Annotated in this window: 17 protein-coding genes; 16 read left to right on the top strand and 1 reads right to left on the bottom strand. The window is 49.6% G+C overall.

The genetic code is table 11. The annotated features are described in order from the left end of the window. Positions 1–546 precede the first annotated feature (546 nt). The gene (locus tag MUB35_RS18540; protein WP_103731430.1) at positions 547–936 is read right to left on the bottom strand and encodes a hypothetical protein; all 390 of its coding nucleotides are present in this window, start codon (positions 934–936) and stop codon (positions 547–549) included. Between the two features lie 278 nt (positions 937–1214). Between MUB35_RS18540 and MUB35_RS18535 the strand changes: the two genes are divergently transcribed. From MUB35_RS18535 to MUB35_RS18460, 16 genes are all read left to right on the top strand, one after another. Continuing rightward, positions 1215–2759, top strand: a complete 1545-nt coding sequence (locus tag MUB35_RS18535) for an alanine/glycine:cation symporter family protein (protein ID WP_227210027.1) — start codon at positions 1215–1217, stop codon at positions 2757–2759. 252 nt (positions 2760–3011) lie between these two features. Then, positions 3012–3980, top strand: a complete 969-nt coding sequence (locus MUB35_RS18530; RefSeq protein ID WP_244806598.1) for an ATP-binding protein — start codon at positions 3012–3014, stop codon at positions 3978–3980. 29 nt (positions 3981–4009) lie between these two features. After that, on the top strand, positions 4010–6865 hold the full coding sequence (locus tag MUB35_RS18525) for an AAA family ATPase (protein WP_244806597.1): 2856 nt from the start codon (positions 4010–4012) through the stop codon (positions 6863–6865). A 151-nt stretch (positions 6866–7016) separates the two neighbouring features. Then, positions 7017–7397 (top strand): RidA family protein, encoded by a 381-nt coding sequence (locus tag MUB35_RS18520; RefSeq protein ID WP_227247049.1) that lies wholly within the window; start codon positions 7017–7019, stop codon positions 7395–7397. 14 nt (positions 7398–7411) lie between these two features. Next, positions 7412–8803, top strand: a complete 1392-nt coding sequence (locus tag MUB35_RS18515; protein ID WP_227210024.1) for a trimethylamine methyltransferase family protein — start codon at positions 7412–7414, stop codon at positions 8801–8803. A gap of 69 nt (positions 8804–8872) precedes the next feature. After that, complete coding sequence (locus MUB35_RS18510; protein WP_033141373.1) at positions 8873–10294, top strand: sodium:solute symporter family protein; 1422 nt, start codon at positions 8873–8875, stop codon at positions 10292–10294. Positions 10295–10306: 12 nt separating this feature from the next. Continuing rightward, a complete protein-coding gene (locus tag MUB35_RS18505) occupies positions 10307–10585 on the top strand; it encodes a hypothetical protein (RefSeq protein WP_033141374.1) in 279 nt (92 codons plus the stop codon). Positions 10586–10724: 139 nt separating this feature from the next. After that, positions 10725–11261, top strand: coding sequence for a hypothetical protein (locus MUB35_RS18500; protein ID WP_033141375.1), 537 nt, complete (start codon positions 10725–10727; stop codon positions 11259–11261). Between the two features lie 12 nt (positions 11262–11273). Continuing rightward, complete coding sequence (locus MUB35_RS18495) at positions 11274–12806, top strand: HAL/PAL/TAL family ammonia-lyase (protein WP_244806596.1); 1533 nt, start codon at positions 11274–11276, stop codon at positions 12804–12806. Between the two features lie 19 nt (positions 12807–12825). After that, positions 12826–14034, top strand: a complete 1209-nt coding sequence (locus tag MUB35_RS18490) for an aconitase X catalytic domain-containing protein (RefSeq protein WP_033141377.1) — start codon at positions 12826–12828, stop codon at positions 14032–14034. A 1-nt stretch (position 14035) separates the two neighbouring features. Then, positions 14036–14461 (top strand): aconitase X swivel domain-containing protein, encoded by a 426-nt coding sequence (locus MUB35_RS18485; protein ID WP_033141378.1) that lies wholly within the window; start codon positions 14036–14038, stop codon positions 14459–14461. Next, positions 14458–15759, top strand: a complete 1302-nt coding sequence (locus tag MUB35_RS18480; protein WP_033141379.1) for an aconitase X — start codon at positions 14458–14460, stop codon at positions 15757–15759. Before MUB35_RS18485 ends, MUB35_RS18480 begins: the two co-directional genes overlap by 4 nt. Further along, entirely contained in the window at positions 15747–16175 is a 429-nt protein-coding gene (locus MUB35_RS18475) for an aconitase X swivel domain-containing protein (protein ID WP_148393618.1), read from the top strand. The genes MUB35_RS18480 and MUB35_RS18475 overlap by 13 nt, the downstream gene beginning before the upstream one ends. A gap of 68 nt (positions 16176–16243) precedes the next feature. Continuing rightward, positions 16244–17629, top strand: coding sequence for a trimethylamine methyltransferase family protein (locus MUB35_RS18470; protein ID WP_148393619.1), 1386 nt, complete (start codon positions 16244–16246; stop codon positions 17627–17629). 48 nt (positions 17630–17677) lie between these two features. After that, the gene (locus MUB35_RS18465; protein WP_244806595.1) at positions 17678–18706 is read left to right on the top strand and encodes an Ldh family oxidoreductase; all 1029 of its coding nucleotides are present in this window, start codon (positions 17678–17680) and stop codon (positions 18704–18706) included. A 54-nt stretch (positions 18707–18760) separates the two neighbouring features. Then, on the top strand, positions 18761–20284 hold the full coding sequence (locus tag MUB35_RS18460) for an HAL/PAL/TAL family ammonia-lyase (protein ID WP_148393621.1): 1524 nt from the start codon (positions 18761–18763) through the stop codon (positions 20282–20284). Positions 20285–20337 lie beyond the last annotated feature (53 nt).

Raw genomic sequence — 20337 nt, 5'->3', positions numbered from 1 at the left:
TGATCCGGTCTGTCTGCAGCCGTGTTTGGGTGACAAAAAAGCAGAGGGCAGTGATACATTCTCATGTATCCGCCTTCTGCTGATGACACAGATTGTGGGAAGCAGAAATGATCTGCTTGCGTCTGCACGCATATCTCTGTAAAACAGCAAAAGGCTACAGACAAAACATTGTCCATAGCCTTTTACGCAGTATATAACGGGAAATAAAGCAATAAAACAAGAGAGCGCTGACCCAGCAGGGCAGTCCCTTCTTCTGAAATTTTATTCTTTTATTTCCCGATGAAATCTATAGCGTATATGATATGCCATACTCTGTACAATGTTTCATCGGTGCGGATGGTACAGAGATGGTCTTGGCAACTGGTTTTGGTTGGTTTGATAAATGATAACCCATTTTGAATCTCCTTACTGTTGATGCGGACAACTATAGCATATGCGTGCAGCTTTGTCAAATGAAATTTGGACGGTGTGCATGGTGGCGCTGTGTCATAATGGGGCGGCATGGGTGTAACTTGATTGTTTGGGTGTAGCCGGATATTCATGAGCCTAATCGGAGAATTTTTTGTTGTATTGGAAGATGGGAACGAAGTCCTGAGTCCGGTTGGAAAACCTATCATTGTAATCCATGAGAGGAACGAAGTCCTGTACCTGACCGGAGAACGTATTGTTGTAATCCGTGAGAGGAACGAAGTTCTGTATCTGGCCGGAGAACGTATCATTGTATTCTGCAATAGGAACGAAACTGTGCTCCAGGGATGAAAATTGTCTATTATAGTTATTGATGGGGATTAAAATCTGTTCCTGGCCGGCAAACTGTTCATTATATTCCGATAAAGGTACAAATTTTTCCGTCGTTCCGGAGCTGACGGAAGAAAATCCTGCTGCAAGCAACAGAAAAGCACTGGCAGCCAAAGCAAATTTCTTTGATTTATTCATATATACGCACCTCCTATATTTCCCTGTGTTTCTATCTATATTGTACGATGTTTGTGTTTGTCTGTCAATAAATCGTGGACTCTGCACACTGTTTCTGCCAAGTCTGAAAATTCCGAACACGCAACACGATATGCAATAAAATAAACACACAAAAGGTTTACATTGCAAAAAATATCCCATATACTTGTAGTAACAACAGATTTATACGCCTGACAGAAAATACCCCTTCCATAATCACAGAAGGGTTCTGCAGTGCTGACAACTTAGGAGGGTAAAGTATGGAAGCAGTATTTGAAGGAATCAACAGTGTCTTCGGTTTTATCGGGCCGCTGTCTGATTTTTTGTGGGACTTTCCCACGAACTTTGCGTGGTATGCCAACATCCCTGTTCTGGGAAGTTTTTCGTTTGCGATCATCCTGCTTTTAGGGTCCGGTATCTTTTTCAGTTTTAAACTTGGATTTATGCAGGTCACGCATTTTAAAAAGGCAATTAAAATTCTTACCGAAAAACGTTCCGTGGAGACAGGAATTTCCCCGCTTGCGGCATTCTTCCTGAGCTCAGCCATGCGTGTGGGACCCGGCAATATTATCGGTGTGACAGGAGCCATCGCCGTTGGCGGACCCGGAGCCTTGTTCTGGATGTGGGTATCTGCTTTTTTCGGAATGGCAGTTGCCTATATGGAGGGTGTGCTGGCACAGATATTCAAGGAGAAAAAAGAAGAAGAGTTCGTAGGCGGTCTGCCTTTCTATGGAAGAAGACTATTGGGCAATAAGGTCTGGGTCGGTATATTTCTCTCTGTATTGTATATACTCTACGCTCTGTGCTGTCTTCCGGCCCAGGGATTTAATGTGGTATCATCTGTGGGGCGGATGGCAGAAATCGTGACGAATACCACCATTTCAACAGATTCCCTGTTCTATTATCTGGTGGGGGCAGGCATTATTCTCCTGACAGCAGCGATTGCTTTCGGAGGCATCAGGAAGGTGACGAAGTGGACAGACAAGATGGTGCCTGTCATGGCAGTTTTATATATTGTGGTGGTGCTGGTTTTAGTTGTGATGAATGTTAAAACCATTCCCTATTTCTTCCGGGCAGTGTTTGCCGGTGCCTTTAAGCCGGATGCCTTTTTCGGCGGTGTCTTCGGAACTGTTCTGGCGCAGGGGGTAAAGAGAGGACTGATGTCCAATGAAGCCGGACAGGGTACCATCACCATGTCAGCAGCAGCCGCAGATGCAAAGCATCCCTGCGAGCAGGGTATGATCGCCTCCATGGGTGTGTTCCTGGATACCATGGTCATCTGTACACTGACAGGCTTTGTAGTGGTCATGGCTCACTGTTGGAGCGGTGCAGGGGCGGAGTCATGGGCAGCGCTTGATAAGCTTCCGAAATTCACGGAATCCATTGCCGTGCTGACACCGGGGACAGCCATGAATGCTGTCATGACATTTCTGGTGACGCTGTGCTTCTGTCTGTTTGCCTTTACCTGTCTGCTGGGGATGATCAGCTTCTCCGAGATAGCGGCAAACAGGATCAGGAAAGATAAAATCTGCATGAATACCGTGCGGTGTATCGCGCTTTTTGTGGCAGCTTTCGGAATCCTCTGCAACATTGCAGGGCTGGAGCTGGGAAACCTGTGGGCATTCTCAGATCTGGGGAATATTTTGATCGTGTATTTCAACGTTCCCATTGTATATGTGGGGGCAAAGTATGTATTCCGGGCAACCAGGCATTATAAGAAACATGACGGGACACCCTTTACTTCAAAGGTGATCGGAAGGGATGACTGTGAGTTCTGGGATAAGAAAGCAGAGGCAGAAGAATAAAAAGAACCGTGCAGGGCCGGGGAGACATCAATAGGAGGTTTCCCCGGCTTTTTCTGCCCATGGGCTATGCTGTAGACACAGGTGCTGATATCAGGTAGAATAGAGTAGATTTCCAACCGACGCCAGCCGACATTTTTCCGACAATCGGGCGGTACGCTTTTGTTAACTTTTTCTAACTATTTGTAACTATTCAGTCGGCTGAATAGTTACAACTGTATTTACGGATGAAAAACAGGAATTGGGGGATGAAGCATGAAAGATAATTACAAAAAAGCAATGGAAGTCTGGGAAGTCCCGGAAGAGTTTTATGAGGCAGCGGTTCCCATGTACCGCGGTTATGAAGCGGAGCTTGCCGTCATGTTCGGAAGAAATCCCGTATCCGGACAGGAAATCTGCCGACTGCTGAAGGAATGGGGGAAAGCGGAGCCGGAGAGGCTGCTTTTCGAGAGTTATCAGAGAAATGTACTGGAAAAATGCGAGGGGAACGAAAGCGGCAGCACATTTTACAAAATGACGGATTTTTATACCCGGTATCCGTATTTTGCCCAGTATGAACCGGAAGCTTACGGGAAATTCTCCCAGGAGACAGTGGACCGGTTAAATGCCTGGGATCTGAAGGTATACATGGATTGCACCTCACAGGCGGCCCTTGACATAGCGGCAGGAAAGGATGTGCCCATGCACCAGACACAGTACCTGACTCTGCAGGAGTCCTATGACATGATGGATACCCTGGGGGAGGAAATTTTGATCCTTCCGTGTAACTGCAAAGCCATGGGCAGATGTACGGAAAAGCCTGTGAATGTGTGTATCAATAAGCTGGAAAAGGGACCGAACACTCCCTATGACAGAAAACTGGGCAAAATTCTGACCCTGGAGGAGACCAAGGAACTCATCCGCCAGATTAACAAAAAAGGACTGATGCAGTCAGGGGAAAATAACGTGCTGTGCAACTGTGACGGCGTGTACTGTTATCCCACGAAAATGGCCAGGATACTGGGAACAAGGCTTCACTATCCCACATCCCACTATGAGACCCTGTGGGATGAAAGCATTTGTATTCAATGTGGGAAATGTACGAAGATCTGTAATTTCGGAGCGTTTTATAAAGACAAAGAAGGGAAAGTGAAGTTTGACCCTGAAAAATGCTGGGGCTGCACCATCTGTTCCGCAAACTGTCCCAAAGGCGCAATTACATTGAAGAAGAGAAGCGGGAAGTAATCTTACGGAAAATAGGTAAAGGTGAAAACATGGATAGAAGATATTCTCATGACATAGAAGTTCAGCTTTTAGGACGGCCGGGTGTACTGCTTTTGGGGGAAAAGGTCTCTTTTCCTTATCAAAAGGTGGAGGGCCTGTTTTATTATTTATGTGTGAATAACCAGATATCCAGAAGCCAGGCGATCAGTGTTTTGTGGGCAGGGAGCAGTGAGGCAACAGCCAGGAAAAACCTGCGGGATGCTGTCTATAATATAAGAAAAGTGCTGGGGCAGGACATTCTGACTATGGAAGGCAACACCTTGATTGTCCTGAACCGCCAGATGGATATTGATATCGACATTGAACATGTCACAAGGGAAAACCTGCTGGAAAGCTGGAAGGGAGAATTCCTCCAGTTTTTCTTTGTGAAGAACTGCTATGAGTTTGAGGCGTGGGCGGAGGGAGAGCGTTTTGAGCGGAAACGGACTTATCTAAAAGCGCTGCAGCTTAAGATCATGGGGCAGAAGACGGGACAGGGCCTTGATTTTCTGGAGGAGAGCGGCAGGATCCTCATACAGTCTGAAGTCCTGGATGAAGAACTGTACCGCAGCATCATGAAAAAACTGGCGGAGGCGGGAAGATATGTCCAGGCAATGGAGATTTTCCAGTCTTTGAAAGTATTTCTGGAAAGGGAAGTGGAGGAACTGCCGGAGGAGGAGACACAGGAGCTTTATGAGAAAATATCTGATATGAAAAACAGGCTGAAACGCCTGCCGGAAGAGAGAGGAGAGTATTTTTTCGGAAGAGCGGATATTCTCTATGATATTTACTCCAGAATCAACACAAAAGACGGGGATTCGGAGAGGCGCTGCCGTTCTTTTTTGATCACAGGGGAACCAGGCGTGGGGAAGAGCATGCTCCTGGAACAAATCCAGCGGATGGTGGAGGACTCAGACTATCTGGTGTTTACCTGGGTCTGCTGTGAGACGGAGAAGGACCTGTATCTGATGCCCTGGCATGGGATCATGGCGAAGGTGGATGAATACTGTAAGCGAAACGGGCTGGATGTAGAGTCCCCGACCGATATCCTGCTTCGGCAGAATGCCTCAGACGTGCAGTTTTTTATGACGCGATTTGAGATCCTGACAGAGTCCGTGTTCCGGTACCTGACAAAATATTTCCGGGACAGAAAAATCCTCTTATTTATTGATGATATCCAGTGGATGGATTCCATGAGCATGCGGCTTATGAGTAATCTCCTGTTCCGGATGGGGCAGGGGCAGATACTTGTGGTGGCTGCCAGCCGGGAGGATGACGGTGATGATATCAAGAGTTTTAAGATTCCGCTTATCGGAAGGGGAATCTTAAAGGAGATCGAGTTAAAGCCATTTACCCTGGAGGAGTCCAGGCAGATCATAGAGGAGACAGATGCGGGTCTTTTAAACAATCCGCAGCTTGTGGAGCAGATATACAGGAAGACTCAGGGGAATCCTTTGTTTTTTATGGAGTCCCTGCGGCTGTTTGCACGGCAGGAGGACGGCGCTGCATTTACAGACAGGATGACAAATGTGATCCAGAGCCGTCTGTTGAGCCTTTCAAGGCGGGAGCGGGTCATGCTGGATATTATCTCTATCTTTTCCATGCCCGTGACAAAAGAGGAGATCAATCAGATTCTGGGGATGGAGGAGCAGCAGCTTTTGCAGATACTGGAACCGCTGCTGGATAAAAAGCTTCTCTATGAAAAATTGGCGGGCGGAGAGGTGCATTATGGCTTCCGCCATCAGATCATCCGGGAGTATGTATACAGCAGCCTGTCAAAAGAGAAGAAGGACATATACCACAATTACATAGCCAGATATTACGAACAGGAGTATGGGAAGGACAAAAATCTGGGAACCTGTTCCCTGGTCATCCATCACTATGAGTGCTGTCATGACCGGTATAAAATGTACTGGTATAAGGTGGAATATCTGGAGGCGTTCTACCGGATCTCCTACGATTTCTATCCCATGCTGGCCAGAAAAGCCGTGTTCAGCGGCAATATCGACGGTTTTTCGGCTAAGGAAGATGAACTTGTGGAGCTGGCAGAGGAGATTCGGGCACTGCAGGAGACGGATTCCGGGATGACACCCATACGCATGCGGGTGGAATACCTGCTGGGGCGTTATGAGATGTTCGTCAGGGACTCTCAGAGAGGACGAAGCTGCATTGAGAAAAGCCTTGAACTGGCAAAGGAGATCCCGGACAGGGACTACATTTTCTATAATTACCTGCAGCTCATTCTGTATGGGGACCTGACAGGGCAGAACGCGTATATGCGTCAGGTGATCGAGACCTGTATGGAGTTTATGAAAGACTGCACCCGCCACCATTTGGAGGAGGAGTGTATGCTCATACGGTATCTGGGCATCTGTATGATGAAAGATGGTGAGTATGAGAAGGCGGAGAAGCTTTTTATGGAGGCTGTAAAACGTCTGGACCATACGGATGGCAGTACGGAACGCTACAGAAGGGAGCTGTCGGCCTGCCACCACGATATGGGCATCTGCTATATCCGTCAGAAAAAGTGGGAAAAGGCCTGTGTGTGCCTGAAACGAGCCGTGGAAATCGGGGAAAAATACATGATTTCCGGTGAGGCGGGGGTATTCTACTCGGATATGAGCCTTGCGCTGTGCCACATGGGAGACTTGAGCGGGGCAGAGCGATTTGCCGAAAAAGCCCGTACCTGTTTTGTCCGGGCAGGATCCCTGTGGGGAGAGGCGAAAACGGAGCTTTGCTGTGCGCTGATCAAGGAGGCCCAGGGGGAACCGGAGGAGGGAAAACGCCGCCGGGAACTTGCGGACAGGATAGCAAGAAAACTGGACAGCAGATTTTTGTGGGAAGAACTGAAGAGCATGGAAAATTAAGAAAGGCACGGGGAGAAGATCCTCGTGTCTTTTGTTAGATAAACTTAAGATTATGAAAAAAATATTGGACAGCAGACGGTTTTCCGACGAATTGCTGGTACAAATAGTTTATCAGTCAGATGACAAAAAACGGAAAGGAGTAACAGCAGAAATGAAGAAAGAAGTATTCACCCCAAAAGGAATGAAGGTGTTCGGGGGACCTGTGGCTGAGGCAGCCATTGCAGGAGGATTTGCATTTGTTTCGGGACAGATCGCCCTGAATCCTGAGACCGGTGAGATCATTCACGGAACCATCCGGGAGGAGACGAGAGCAGCCCTCAGTAACCTGAAACTGTTGGTGGAGGAGATGGGAGCTACGCTGGAGGATGTGGTGAAATGTGATGTGTTTTTATCTACAATGAAAGACTTTGATGCCATGAATGAAATATATACAGAATTTTTCGGCACCGAATGCCCCCCTGCCAGATGCGGCGTTGCCCTTGAACTGTGGGGCGGTATGAAGATTGAAGTGGGAGCCATTGTAAAATTGTAAACGGAGGATGGCATATGTTAATAAACCAGATAAAACAAACAGACCTGGAAACGATTCATGAAAAGACCCTGTATCTGCTGGAACATATGGGTGTGGATTTTGAACATCCCGAGCTTTTGGAGCTGTACAGAAAACAGGGCATCCGCACAGAGGGAAACCGTGTGTATTTCGACAGAAAGACAGTGGAGCGGGCACTGTCCACAGTACCGCCCAGTTTTGTGCTGAAAACACCTTTTGAGGAACTGAAGATCGGGGAAGGCGGACAGGCTATCAGTTCCGCGTCAGGGGCCAGGAAGATTCTTAGGGACAATCAGGTATACGACCCGACTCCTGAGGATTATGTGAATATCCGCAAACTGGATGCGTCAAGCAGCATGATCAATCTGTCAAGCTCACCGCTTACCTATATCCCTGCATTTCCAAAGGAGAGGGCAGAGGTGATCAAGGGAGCACTTACGCTTAAATATTCCACGCATCCTGTCATCATGTCCTGTTTCGGAAAGACAGACGCGGAGGAGACCATACAGCTCGCCCGAGATTTTTACGACACGGACGAGGGGTACTATACCATCGGTGTGGGAAATGTGATCTCACCCATGCGCTATGCAAAGGATGACATAGAAGGACAGCTTGCCTATACAAAGAGAAATCTCCCTGTGGTGATCGCCTGCTGCGCGATTCCCGGCATGACAAGTCCTGTGACTCTGGGCGGCACCATTGTCCAGAATAATGCAGAGGTACTTGCAGGTGTCATCATGACCCAGCTTGTCAACCCCGGCGCCCCGGTTGTCTACGGAAATACCACCTATGTCTCCAACATGAGAAAGGCCATGCCGGTTTCCTGGGGTTGTGAGGAGGCGCTGTTTATCCAGTACGCAAAGGCAATGGCGGATTATTATCACGTGCCCTGCCGTACCGGCGGTTCCCTGTCCATGGGAAAAGAACTGGATTACCAGAACGGCGCGGAGACAGCCATGTCCCTTATGACCAGCCTGGATGTAAAGGCAGATTTTATTTTCCACTCCTTCGGCGAGATGGACGGTCTGAATGTGTTCAGCTTCGAGAAATATGTGCTGGATGAGCAGATCATGGAAGCCAGAAAGTCCGTGGAGCGTATCGACATTTTCTCAGAGGAAGATATGGACCTGGAAACCATTCAGGAAGTAGGACCGGGAGGAAATTACCTGGCAGAGGAGGAAACCATTCTGCGCTACCGCACGGAAATTTACTATCCGGAGCTTTACAGCATGGAAAACTATGCGGAGTGGGAGCGCAGCGGAAGAGTGTCCGTGGAGCAGAAAGCAAAGGAACGGGTGGAAAAACGCCTGAAAGAATACACGGCGCCGGAGTATACAGAAAAACAGAAGGCTGTGCTTAAAAAAGCTCTTGAGGGATTTGACCTGTAACAGAATGAGAGCATACAGCCTGTCGCTGTGTGCTGAAAAGGAAAAGCAAAAGAAGAGGGAGGTTGTTCTATGACCATTATTGATAATGTAGTAGTTGTTGTATGCTTCATCGGCATTCTGCTGGTAGGGTATTATTTTTCCAAAACATCCCAGGATATGGACAGTTTCTATAAAGCGAACCGGGCCCTGCCCTGGTCACTGGTAGTCGGCACGCTGATGGCATCCTGGTACGGCGGCGCAGGTGTTGTGGGTACGGTTGGATATTCCACTACAATGGGCTTTGCGGGATTCTTTATCTGGTCCATCGGTGCCCATGCGGTGCGTTTTCCGCTGGCTCTGTGGGTGGCGCCCAGAATCTCCGTAAAGGCAAAGGGGACCATTCCGGACCTTCTGCGGGTTAATTACGGTAAATTTGCTGCTGTTTTAGGTGCTGTTGTTATTGTTATCAGTTGTCTTTCTATAGGCGAGATCGCAGCAGTCGGGTATGTAGGAGAGGGTGCATGGCACGCAAATAAGATTCTGGTTGCAGCTATCGTGGTAGCCCTTTCCATTGGGGTTACCTGTCTGGGTGGTCTGATGGGGGTAGCTGTAACGGATATGATTTTCTTCTTCCTGATGGTTACCTGTGTATCGGCTGCATTTCCAAAACTGTTTTTCAGTGTCGGAGGACTGGATGGCATCAAGGCAGCACTGAGCGGTCCGGCTCCCGAGATGCTCACTGCATTCGGCGGAATTCCTATTCCGCAGGCGGCAATCCTCATCATTCTCTGTATCAACCTGTATAAAGACCCAACATTTTATCAGAGGTTTGCAGCAGCCAACTCTCCGAAAACAGGTAAAAGAGCCATGCTTTTATGCTTCTCTATCTGGCTGTCTTTTGATGTTGTAACTATTATGACAGGAACCATTATCCGCGTGCGTGATACTGCACTGGCTGTTCAGCCGGAGGTTACCTATGTGGCAACTGTTGTGGAATACCTGCCTGTAGTGGCAAAAGGATTGTTCATTGTAGGTATTCTGGGAGCCATTATTTCAACTCTGGACAGTTACTATCTGATTGGCGGTGAAATCATCTCCAATGATATTATTTACATGCTCAGAGGAGACAGAAAGCTGAAAGATAAGGTCAGTATTACAATAACGAGAATAGCAGCAGTGATCTTTGGTATTATCGGTCTTTTCACTGCATTCAGATTTGACCGGGTGTATGATGCGTATCTGTTTTTAAGCAGTATCAGTATGACACTATTATTTGTGCCTATTATTGCAGCTCTTATGTATGACGGCAAAAAGACTACGGTGGCAGGTGTTGCCAGTATGGTCGTGGGCGGTGTCATCTGGATTTTGTTCCAGTATGTATGCCCTGTGTCTATATCAGGAGTAGCGATCGATCCCGTTCTCATCGGTCTGCCTCTTTCCTTTGTGGCTTTCCTGATCGGAAACCGTTTTGGAAAGGATCTGAACGCAGAACGCAGGCTGAAAGGGTTGTAAGGAGGAAAAAATATGAAAGATTCTAAAAAAGATATGAGTGAATTGACTGAGCAGGAAAAATCAGAACTGAAAGTGGAATGGCTGGGAGTAGACGGTGCCCTGGTATTGCTCTATATTGCGCTGGCATGTATCTACGGATACGGAATGCTGAACAGCATTGATTTTATCATTGGAATTATGGCCCCGGGAATTGCAATCCTCATCACAGTGGGGGTTTTCCTGAAATATTGTACAGAGGTATTTTCTTTTGCCACAGGCAAAAAGGGCGGCGATAAGTCAAAGAAAGAATAGAGAAAACACAAAACAAAGATGCTTCGTGCAGGGCTGCAGTGCAAAGAAGGCGCAGCCCTGTACAGGATAAAGAACGTAACAGAGGAACGGCGGCTCATGGCGGGCCGGAAGATAAGGATTTGCACGGAGGTATGGCTTTATGAAAATAGAATGTTTTCCTGTAAAAATGAAAGAGGAAGAGGCTCTCAGAATCGCAAAAGGAGGAAAGAACCCTATTGTACGGGCGCTGTTTGGCAGAAAGAAGATCAACCTCCGTGTTATGTATCTGGAGAGCCGTTATATCACTTATGAAATGACATACAAAGATAATATTATTGTAAAGGCGATCAAGAAGAAAAAAGAAGAGGACAGACAGAAGATCCGTGTTATGGTGGAAGCTACCACCTGCAGTGCATCTTATGTAGAAGATGACATTGAAACTGAAGTAAAAGAAATAGAAGAAAATGATATCCAGCCCACGTATTACGAAGACAAGAGACTCACCGACTGCGGCGCCATTATGGCAACCCGGATGGTGAGGCGTCATATGGGCAGGAATTTATCTATAAAGCCCGTTGAGGAGCGCAAGGTCTACCGCCCATTTTACATTGCTATCTATGGAGATATGGTGGAAGGGACAAAGGCAAGATATATGCCCATAGCGGCAGATGGAAATATAGTGTGCAGAAATTTTTAAAGGGGAAAGCAGATGAAAGCAGAAGAGATAAAAAAAGTAGTATTAGGCGAAAAACTGACCATAGAAGAGTTCATGGCAGTGGCACGTTTTCACGCGGAGGTGGAATTTTCGGAAGCGTACAGAGAGCGTGTGGAAAAATCCAGAAAGATCGTTGAGACATGTGTGAATGAGGCGCGGGTAGTGTACGGCACCACCACAGGCTTCGGTGCTCTGGTCACAAAGACCATAGGAAAAGAGGACGCGGAAAAATTACAGAGAAATATTATTCTGACACACTCTACCAGTGTCGGAGAACCTTTTAAGGAGGAGGAGGTAAGGGCTATTATCCTGATGGTCCTGCAGAGTCTCGGCATGGGAGTCAGCGGTGTACGGATAGAGCTTCTGGAGCATTACCGGGATTTCCTGAACAAGAATCTGATTCCCTACACGCCCAGGGAAGGCTCTGTGGGATATCTGTGTGCGGAGGGCCACATTGCGGCGGTATTACTGGGAGAGGGAAGGGCCTATTACAAAGGAGAACTCTCAGACAGTAAAACAGCGCTTGGCAAAGCGGGAATGGCGCCTTTTGCCCCCAGTTACAAGGAGGGCCTGGCACTTCTTAACGGGACTTCTTCCCCCACTGCCCTTGCTGCCATCGGTATATATGACCTGTTAAAAGCCGTGGAATCCGCTGACGTGGTGGCTGCCATGTCCTTTGAGATGCTGAACGGACTTCTGCGCGCCTATGACGAGAGAGTATTGAACTGCCGTCCCCAGAAGGAGCTTCTGGAGACTGCGGATATCATCAAGCGTATGCTGCGCGGTTCCCAGGTGACGAAAAAGGCAGAGGGGACTCATGTACAGGACCCCTTATCCCTCAGATGCATCCCGCAGCTTCACGGCGCGGTGAAGAAAACCCTCAGGGATGCCTGGGCAGCCATTGAGGTGGAGATCAACGGATGCGCGGACAATCCGATCGTATGCGGAGAGCCGGACGATCCCCAGGTGTTCTCCAATGGGAATCCGGATGCCTCCTATGTGGGGATTGAGATGGATTCCGCCTGTATTGCAGCCACAGCGGCAGCGAAAATGTCAGAGCGCAGAAATGTCCGTTTCCTGGACGAAAAACTGTCTGCGCACCCTTATTTCCTGATCAAAAAGCCGGGCCTGAATTCCGGCCTTATGATACCCCAGTATACGCAGGCAGGTCTGCTGAATGATATGAAGATCTTATCCGCCCCTGCATCTGTGGACAGTGTGACCACAAGCGCCAACCAGGAGGACTATGTATCCATGGGATACAATGCCTGCAAAAAGGCGCTTAGCATAGCGGAAAAATTTGAGTATATCCTGGCCATCGAACTGCTCTCCGCTTATCAGGCGCAGCAGTTTGTGGATGCTTCCCTGGCAAGGGGTGAGGGAACAGCAGCCGTACTGGAAGTGATGAAAAATCTGGTTCCTGTCATGGAGGAGGATATCTATATCTATCCTTACCTGGAAAAATTAAAAGACTGGATTCACGACGGCGGACTTTTAAACAGCGCCCGCGTTGTACTGGAAAAGTAAAATAAACGGAGGTTTTTAAATGCAGTTAACACAGCACCAGCAGGATATGCTGGATGGAAAATACGGAAAAGGGACAGCGTACGCCATGAAAATACAGGCGGCCATCGGTGAGTCCTTCGGAGCAGAGAGGATGGTTCCCATCACCAGGGCACATGTGGCCCTGTCAAATCAGGAGGCAGACCTGTGGTTTGCGGAGAAAATGCTGGCAGGAGGCGCAAAATGCCGCGTGACACCTACCGTCAATCCGGGTTTCTGTCTGGAATTTTTCAAAAACAGGGATATGGTAGCACCGGAGTATGCGGATCTGATGCAGAGAACGCACAATGCCTACAAAGCACTGGGCGCACAGCTTTCCTACAACTGTACCCCTTATATTGACACCAATGTACCGAATTACAGGGAAGTGATCGCCTTTTCTGAGTCCAGCGCCACACCTTATGCCAATGCCGTGTGGGGTGCCAGGACAAACCGGGAGGGCGCAAACAGCGCGCTCTGTGCAGCCATCACAGGCTATGTGCCGGAGTACGGCCTTTTGCTGGATGAGAACAGAAAGGGCGATATTCTGGTGGAGATCCGGGCAGATGTGAAGAATGATTTTGACTATCATATCATCGGCATGCTGGGCAAGAAGATCGGGGAGGGGATTCCCGTATTCACCGGCTTTCCGAAAGAGACTATCACCAAGGAAGCACTGAGAAATCTGGGTGCCCAGCTCAATACTTCAGGTGCCTACGGCATGTATCATATTGTGGGATTTACACCGGAAGCGCCTGATCTGGAAACTGCGTTTGGAGGCAGGACACCAAAGAGAACCGTTGTGATTACCAATGAAGATAAGGAAGCGATTTTAAAAGAAATCTCTCTGGACGGCAGCAGAAAAATTGATTTTGCCATGTTCGGATGCCCCCACTTCACCCTGGAGGAAGTAAAATATATTGCGGAGAAGCTGGCAGGAAAGAAACTGGAAAAGGAAATGTGGATCCTCACATCCAGCCATGTAAAGGAAATGGCAGTCCGTATGGGATTTGATGATATTATCACGAAAGCAGGGGGCTTTATCGTGCCGGACAGCTGCCCGGACCAGCCCTGCTGGCGTCACCTGACGGGCAAGGTGGGCATCACGGAATCACCGAAATGTGCTTACTATCCCCAGCGAAGAGGCATTCATTTTGTCATCCGCGACCTGGATACATGTATCGAAGCAGCACTCACAGGGGAGGTAAAATAACATGGGAAAAAGATTTACATGCCATAAAATTTCTGAGGGCCGCGCAGAGGCGCAGGCCGTTGTGTCAAAAGACCATATTATGTTCTATCTGATAGACCCTGCCACAGGCACCGTCATAGAGAAGGCCCATGATCTGGAGGGAAGATCCGTTGCCCATAAGGTGCTTATCTTCCCGGGCGGTAAGGGCAGCTCCGTGGTACAGGCAGACGGCCTCTACCAGTTAAACCTGAAGGAAAACGCACCGGCTGCTATGATCATTGAGCACCCCGAAACCGTTCTGGTATCCAGTGCCATCATCATGGAGGTGCCCATGGTGGACAGAGTAGAGCCTGCATTTTATGAAACTGTGAAGGACGGAGACAGGATCGTGGTAGATGCGGACCGGGGGTTCATTGAGATCCTGGAGGAAACGGAGGAGAGCAAGTGATTCAATTGACGAAGGAAGAGCAGGATATCCTGGACGGCAGAGAGGGAAGGCTCCGTCAGACAGCACTGGAGAATATTGTGCGCTATGCTCAGGTGCTCGGCGCCGAAAAGCTCTGTAAAGTGACGAAAGCCACTGTATTCTGCGGTAATCACAATTACCTGAATGTCTGTGAGTGCGGGGATTTCCATGATGTATTTACCAGGATGAATCTGGCACGCGATGAGAGAATCGTTTTTGACAGCGTGGATAAGGACTGTTATGTGCAGTCCTGCGTGGCTGCCAGCGATCAGTTTGACTATGAGATCTTTGACCAGCCGAAGGAGGAGTTTGACAAGAACAGCTATTATCTGGAGGAATCCAGAAAAGCGGGGGTCACCATAGCCGGCTCCTGTTCCCCTTATCTGATGGGGTGGCTGCCTGTTCGCGGAGAGCATTTTGTGACGACAGAGTCAGGGGTTACCATTATAGGCAACTCCATCTGGGGCGCATGCTGCAACGCGGATGGGATAGAGGCGGCTTTCTGGTCAGCAATCTGCGGCAGGACACCATACTGGGGATACCATGTGAAGGAAAACCGTTACGGCACCCATCTCATACATGTGGATGCAGCGCTTGACTCTCCCCTTGAATGGGAAGTGCTCGGCAAGGCCATGGGAAAACGCCTGCCTCTGACCGGATGTACACCGGTGCTCACCGGCAATTTTGAGGGCGTGGATTTTGTGAAGCTGAAAAGCTTTTTTACGGCCCTTGCCATTACCACCAACTGCCGGATGTGCCATATTGTGGGAATCACGCCGGAAGCCAATACACTGGAGGAGGCTTTCATGGGACATGAGGTGCAGGAGGAATTTACTTTGACAGAAAAGGATATCCGCACAGCCTATGAGGCGCTCTGTGAGACGGAAGAAGGTTCTGTGGATCTGGTCAGCCTGGGCTGTCCCCACTATGATATCCATCAGATCAAGGAAGTCGCTGATTATATTTGTGGAAAAAAAATACACGATGGTGTAAGATTTATGGTATGGACCGTGTATCCGATCAAGGCCATGGCGGATTTAAACGGATATACGAAGATCATCGAAGATGCCGGGGGAACCATACAGACAAGTACCTGTCCGGTCACCATCGGAGACTGTTTCCTGAAGCACTACAAAGGCCAGGCTTACGACAGCCTGAAGCAGTCCGGAAGCGTGCGTTCAGACGGCTGTGCCGAGCGTGTTTATTATACGGATAAATACCGCTGCATGGATGCGGCAGTTTCCGGTGTGTGGAAGGAGGAATACCGGTGGAAAAAATAGTTCTGCAGGGCAGAGGCGTCATACCGGGCATTGTGGAAGGGGAAGCACTGGTGTGTGCCGACAGTATTACGGGATGGGGCGGCATTGACCCTAAAACCGGTGTGATAAAAGATTATGAGAACATCAACAAAGGGAAGAGCATAAAAGACAAGATTCTGATCATGCCGGGCAGCAAGGGGTCCAATGGATGGTCCTGTTATTTCGGGGCTGCCAGGGCTGCCGGTTCTGCGCCAAAGGGCTGGGCATTTTCCAGAATAGACAGCAGCGCAGGGGTGGCAAGCGCTGTTATGCAGATTCCCACCGTGGTGGATTTTTCCAAGGAGGATGACCCCTGCGTGCGGGTGAAGACAGGAGACTATGTGAGGCTTGACGGAACAAAAGGCACGCTGGAGATCCTGAAGACGTCTTTGCAGTGAAGAAAAAGTGATAGATTGAAGGCCGGGACCATGGCAGAGCCGGCACAGGAAGAGAGGAATAACCTGCTATGCTCGTGAAGAAGATTAAAGATTCAGAAGTGCAGATGATTCATGAGAAGTCTCTGGAAATTCTGGAGAGTGTGGGCGTGAATTTTGAACACCGGGAAATTCTGGAGGTATTCAAAAAAAGAGGAATCCGGGTGGATGGACAGAGGGTGTATTTTGAACGCTCTCTAGCAGAGGAGATATTGAGAGGACTGAAACCCAGCTTTACCATAGAGACACCTTTTGCCAGCCTGAAAATAGGGGATGGAGGAAAGGCCATCTCCACTGCCTCAGGTGCTATGACCATATTGAGAGACGGGGATATCTGTACCCCGACAGTAAAAGATTATATTGATGCCACGAAGATGGATGAGACCAGCCGTTTTGTCAATCTGTGCTGTGTGCCGGGTATCTATGCCTCGGGCCTTCCGGACGGCAAGGTGGAACTGTTAAAGACGGTCCTGAGCCTGAAATACTCCAAAAAGCCACTGATCGCGTCCTGCGAAACAGGAAAAAGCGCTGCGGAGTCCATTGCATTCATCCGGGACTTTTACGGTGAGACGGGAGAATATTTTACGATCGGTGTGGAGAATGTCATCTCCCCGCTTCGATACAGCAGGGAGGACGTGGCAGCGACCCTGGCCTATGTCAAGCAAAACCAGCCGGTTGTCATCACCTGCTGTTCCGCACCCGGCATGACTAGCCCTATCACGGTGGGCGGGACTGTAGTGCAGAACAATGCGGAAGTACTGGCAGGCATTATTATGACCCAGGTGGTAAATCCCGGTGTTCCGGTGGTCTACGGCAATGTGACTTACAGCGCGGACATGCGCAAGGCAGTTCCCATTTCCTGGGGGCCGGAGGTTGCGGTGTTTATGCAGTACGCTAAGGCCATGGCTGATTTTTACGGTATTCCCTCCCGGGTGGGAGGCTCCCTGTCAGGCGCAAAGCAGCTTGACTGGCAGGACGGCGCGGAGACTGCCGTGTCACTCATGACCACCTTTGACTGTGATACGGATTTTATTTTCCATGCGTTTGGTGAGATGGACTGTTTAAATGTATTCAGCCTGGAAAAATACGTGCTGGACGAGGAGCTGCTGGAAGCCAGATTCTCCGTGGAGAACTGCGATTATATAACAGAGGAAGCCATTCATATGGACATGATCAAACGAGTGGGACCGGGGGGGACCTACATGCTGGAGGATGAGACACTGGAGCTGTATCAGAAAGAGCTGTTTCACCCCAGGCTGTTCAACAGTGAGATCTACCACAACTGGAAGCAGCTCGGCATGCCCTCTGTCATCTTAAAAGCCCAGGATATGGTGAGAGAGCGTCTGGATGCCTACTGTCTGCCTGTCTATGATAAACGGCAGACACAGATGCTGGATGAGCTTCTGGCAATTCTGTGAGAAGAGTAACTGTGAGGGTACGATACAGTTACAGAGAGGATAAATGTTATGGGTGTTACAGTAAAAATAGAAGAGATAAAAGAGCTGATGAGAAAGGCTCTGGCTTTAAGGGGGATTACGGGGGAATACGCGGAATTCATGATCTCCGATTATCTGGAATCAGAGCTGGAGGGGCACAGGACCCATGGCCTGTCAAAATTCCTGACGGTGGATGCAGGCCTTTCCAGGAGAAGCGGAGAGATGAAGCTGTTAAAACAGAAGGGCTGTTATGCCCAGGTAGATGGTAACGGAGAACTGGGCCATATCGCGGCACTGTATTCCACCAATCTGGCCATCGCCGCGGCAAAGGAACACGGCGTGGGAATCACGGCGCTGAAAAATGTGGGCCGCTATTCAAGGATCACCCCTTATGCCAGAAAGATATCGGGGGAGGGTCTTGTGGGTATGATCACCAACAACGGAGGCCCGGCCTGTGTGGCTCCCTTTGGAGGGGCAAAAGCCATGTTCGGTACAAATCCCCTTTGTTTTTCTTTCCCAAGCGGCAGGGGAAAGCCCTATGTATTTGACTTTGCCACCTCCCAGAAGGTCTGGGGAGAAGTGCGTCAGGCGATTGTGGAGAACCGCCCTCTGCCGGACAACTGTTTTATAGACGGGGAGGGAAATTTTACCACAGACCCGGAGAAAGCGGAGGCAGGCGTGCCCTTCGGCGGACCGAAAGGCTATGCCCTATGTTATGCGCTGGAGGTGATGACCGGTGCTTTTGTGGGGGCGAAAATGGGTTACAACGCCAGGGATGAGTATGATCTGGGTTACCTGTTTGTGGCATTTTCCCCGGAGATGTTCACAACTCTGGATGCCTTTACAGAGGAGGTGGATGCCCTGGCCGGCGATGTGCGCGGCTGCCCGCCTATGAGACCGGGCGGTCAGGTGTTTGTACCGGGTGAAATATTCGGGAGCAGGCCGATAAGCCAGATTCCGTCGGATGAGGCGGAAGTGGAGGAAGATGTCTACCGGAGGCTGAAGATCATGAGCGTGTCCCTGGAAGGCGGATACGAGAACAATAAAAAACTGAACTGAAATGCGCACGCAGCGGCTTGTCCCTGCGTGCGTCATTTAGCAGCGGAGGTATATATGGAACTTGTTACATTAGGAGGAAAAAATTCCCTGGAGCAGGTAGTGGCAGTAGCCAGATACGGGGCAAAGGTGGAATTTTCCGCAGAATACAGAGCGAGAGTCAATGCGTGCAGAGCACATGTGGAGCGTTTCAGCAGGGAAGGAAAAGCAATCTACGGTATCACTACGGGCCTGGGGGACAACTGCAGGAAATTCATTCCCGAGGAGGACAGAGTCAAGATCCAGAGAAACCATATTCTGGCCCATACGGTTTCCGTGGGGGAGCCGCTTGGTAAGGAGGGGGTCAGGGCCATGATGTTTGTCATGCTCCTTCACTTTGGAAGCGGCCACACCGGTTTTCGTCTGGAAACCCTGGAACTGATAAAGGAACTGCTGAACAGGAACATCACGCCCAGGGTGCCGAAGCACGGTTCTGTGGGCTACCTCGGCCTGGAATCACACATCGGCATGGTACTGATCGGGGAGGGAAGAGCCTGGTATGAAGGAGAACTTCTTTCCGGCGCGGAAGCCTTAGAACGCGCAGGCTTACAGCCCGCCGTCCTTGGCTCAAAAGAAGGCCTTACCCTTGTATCGGGAACCACATCCGTGACAGCCCTTGCCTGTCTGGCCTATTACGACGGCACGGTTCTTGCCAGGACAGCGGATGTGTCGGGGGCGTTCTCCCTGGAAATGCTCAAGGGAACGTTAAAGGCTATGGATGAAAGGCTCATGCGCGCCAGGCCCCATCCGGGCCAGATGCAGACAGCCGAGAATATCAGACATATCTTGTCCGGCAGCCGGATCGCGGAAAAATACAGAGATTACCGCGTCCAGGACGCCCTGTCCCTGCGCTGCATGCCCCAGCTTCACGGCGCAGTGAAAAAGACATTGAAGGACGGCCTGGAGTCCATTGATATTGAATTGAATTCCTCTGTGGACAATCCTCTTATTTTTGAGGAGAACGGGGAGGCAGAGGCCCTTATGGGATGCAACGCGGACGGCACATACCTGGGCATGGCTTCAGATTTTCTCTGCATCGCCCTCACAGATCTGACCAAAATGGCAGAGCGCCGTACAGACCGGCTGGTCAACCGGCATCTGAGCGAACTGCCGCCTTTTTTAAATGCCAGTGCAGACTTCAATGACGGCCTTATGATGATCCAGTACACGGCAGCCGGCCTTGCAGGGGAGATGCGCCTTCTTTCCCATCCGGCTGTGGTAGACAATGTGCCTACCTGCGCCAACCAGGAGGACTATGTGAACATGGGATACAATGCCGCCAGAAAAGCCTGTGACGCGGTGGAGACTGCCCGGTATATCCTTGCCATTGAGCTGATCTGCGCTGCCCAGGCCAAAGAATTTTACCCGGCTGACCAGTCTTCCCCGGCTATCGAGGCGGTCTACGCGAAGATCAGGGAGGTCATGCCGCCGCTGAATGAAGATGCCGCACTGGAGCCTTATATCGAGGCTGTGCAGAACCTGATTTTAGAAGGTGAGATCCTGAAGGCAGTGCAGAATGCAGGTGTGGACGTAAAATTGTAAAACTGCAAAACGCGAATAGAGAAACAGACAGGCAAATCGGCTGGTTTGCCTGT

This window comes from Blautia sp. NSJ-175, assembly GCF_022867815.1.
Lineage (GTDB): Bacteria > Bacillota > Clostridia > Lachnospirales > Lachnospiraceae > Blautia > Blautia celeris.
Note: the sequence above shows the minus strand (reverse complement) of the source record. Positions and strands in the feature narration are given on the sequence as shown.

Coding starts and splice junctions, on each gene's coding strand:
- MUB35_RS18500 (WP_033141375.1), top strand. CDS start 10,725: ATGAAAATAGAATGTTTTCCTGTAAAAATGAAAGAGGAAGAGGCTCTC.
- MUB35_RS18510 (WP_033141373.1), top strand. CDS start 8,873: ATGACCATTATTGATAATGTAGTAGTTGTTGTATGCTTCATCGGCATT.
- MUB35_RS18495 (WP_244806596.1), top strand. CDS start 11,274: ATGAAAGCAGAAGAGATAAAAAAAGTAGTATTAGGCGAAAAACTGACC.
- MUB35_RS18520 (WP_227247049.1), top strand. CDS start 7,017: ATGAAGAAAGAAGTATTCACCCCAAAAGGAATGAAGGTGTTCGGGGGA.
- MUB35_RS18460 (WP_148393621.1), top strand. CDS start 18,761: ATGGAACTTGTTACATTAGGAGGAAAAAATTCCCTGGAGCAGGTAGTG.
- MUB35_RS18525 (WP_244806597.1), top strand. CDS start 4,010: ATGGATAGAAGATATTCTCATGACATAGAAGTTCAGCTTTTAGGACGG.
- MUB35_RS18505 (WP_033141374.1), top strand. CDS start 10,307: ATGAAAGATTCTAAAAAAGATATGAGTGAATTGACTGAGCAGGAAAAA.
- MUB35_RS18515 (WP_227210024.1), top strand. CDS start 7,412: ATGTTAATAAACCAGATAAAACAAACAGACCTGGAAACGATTCATGAA.
- MUB35_RS18470 (WP_148393619.1), top strand. CDS start 16,244: ATGCTCGTGAAGAAGATTAAAGATTCAGAAGTGCAGATGATTCATGAG.
- MUB35_RS18485 (WP_033141378.1), top strand. CDS start 14,036: ATGGGAAAAAGATTTACATGCCATAAAATTTCTGAGGGCCGCGCAGAG.
- MUB35_RS18530 (WP_244806598.1), top strand. CDS start 3,012: ATGAAAGATAATTACAAAAAAGCAATGGAAGTCTGGGAAGTCCCGGAA.
- MUB35_RS18465 (WP_244806595.1), top strand. CDS start 17,678: ATGGGTGTTACAGTAAAAATAGAAGAGATAAAAGAGCTGATGAGAAAG.
- MUB35_RS18540 (WP_103731430.1), bottom strand. CDS start 936: ATGAATAAATCAAAGAAATTTGCTTTGGCTGCCAGTGCTTTTCTGTTG.
- MUB35_RS18490 (WP_033141377.1), top strand. CDS start 12,826: ATGCAGTTAACACAGCACCAGCAGGATATGCTGGATGGAAAATACGGA.
- MUB35_RS18535 (WP_227210027.1), top strand. CDS start 1,215: ATGGAAGCAGTATTTGAAGGAATCAACAGTGTCTTCGGTTTTATCGGG.